This is a genomic window from Burkholderia sp. KCJ3K979, from assembly GCF_016759955.1.
Lineage (GTDB): Bacteria > Pseudomonadota > Gammaproteobacteria > Burkholderiales > Burkholderiaceae > Burkholderia > Burkholderia orbicola.
The window spans coordinates 1-1,338 of the sequence record NZ_JACFYV010000425.1; the positions used below are offsets into that span (position 1 = coordinate 1).

A 1,338-nucleotide genomic window follows, 5' to 3' on the forward strand; every position below is an offset into this window, starting at 1 on the left:
GGTGGAGTTGACCCTGTAATACCGGACACAGCATCACACTAAGGTTGCTGAATCCATCGAGCGCCGGAACTCGCGAGGCGAGCGGTATTTCAACGCGCTATGGGGATGCTTCTCGTTGTAATGCTCGAACGCGATGGCCAGGTTGCGTGCAGCAGTCGCTGCGTCCGGCTTCGGCATGAAGGCGACGTAGTCGCGTTTCATCGTCTTCACGAAGCTCTCGGCCATCCCGTTACTTTGCGGGCTGCATACCGGCGTGGTCAATGGCTTCAGGCCGATGGCCACTGCGAACCGACGCGTGTCGTCGGCCGTGTAGCCCGAACCGTTGTCGCTCAGCCACTCGATTTCGGACGGCGTATGCAGCTCGTTGCCAAACCGATTTTCCACTGCAGCCAGCATCACGTCGCGCACGATGTCGCCGCTGTGGCCTGCCGTCGTAGCCGTCCAGCTCATTGCCTCACGGTCACAGCAATCCAGCGCGAACGTTACGCGCAGCGGCTCGCCGTTGTCGCAGCGGAACTCGAAGCCGTCCGAGCACCATCGCTGATTGCTGCGCGCTACGGCTACCTTGCCGTCGTGTCGACGTTGGGGCCGAGGTGGAATCGGTCGGCGCTGCATCAGCAGCCCATGTGTGCGCATGACGCGATAGATTCGCTTGGCATTAAACGGCGCCAGTCCGACTGCAACGCGCTCGTTGCGCAAGATGCCCCAAACCCGGCGATAGCCATAGCTGGGCAAATCGCCAATGACCCGGCGGATCTCCTCGACCGCGGCCGCGTCGTCAGTCTGCCTCGATTGACGGCCATCGCGCCACGTCGCCGGACGCGACAGCCGTGCCGATACGTTCGAGCGCGACACGCCGAGAACTTCACAAACCAGTTTCACTGGTCGTCCTCCGGCAGCGAGGGCGAGTGCGCTATCCATTTTTTTGCCCGACCGTACTCGACTGCTTCGCGGAGAATCTCGTTCTCCATGGTCTTCTTGCCGAGCATCCGTTGCAGCTCACGAATCTGCTTGAGCGCATCGGCCAGTTCCGAGGCCGGAACCACCTCCTCGCCAGCTTTAACCGCTGACAGGCTCCCATCCTGATACAGCTTGCGCCAGTGGAACAGTTGGTTCGGATTCACGCCGTGCTGGCGCGCGACCATCGAAACCGATTTCCCCGGCTCGAAACTCTCGCGAACCATCGCCAGCTTCTGCTCCGCCGTCCAGCGCCGCCGGCGCTCCGGGCCCGTCAACACTTCCATCACTTCCTGCCTGGTGTTAGTCAAAAACACAGTCTTATGCCTACCCGTTATTGTAAGTGGGTGACTGTGTCCGGCGTTTCAGGGGGCTGCTCCA

General features: G+C 61.4%; 1 protein-coding gene. It reads right to left on the reverse strand.

Going from position 1 to position 1,338, the window contains the following annotated elements:
* Positions 1–33: 33 nt before the first annotated feature.
* Positions 34–1,244 (reverse strand): IS3-like element ISBcen6 family transposase gene (locus H3O04_RS35375; protein WP_202589518.1). Its coding sequence is split into 2 segments (ribosomal slippage): positions 34–929 and positions 929–1,244, totalling 1,212 coding nucleotides; the frame shifts between segments, so codons are not numbered across the junction.
* Between the last annotated feature and the right edge of the window lie 94 nt (positions 1,245–1,338).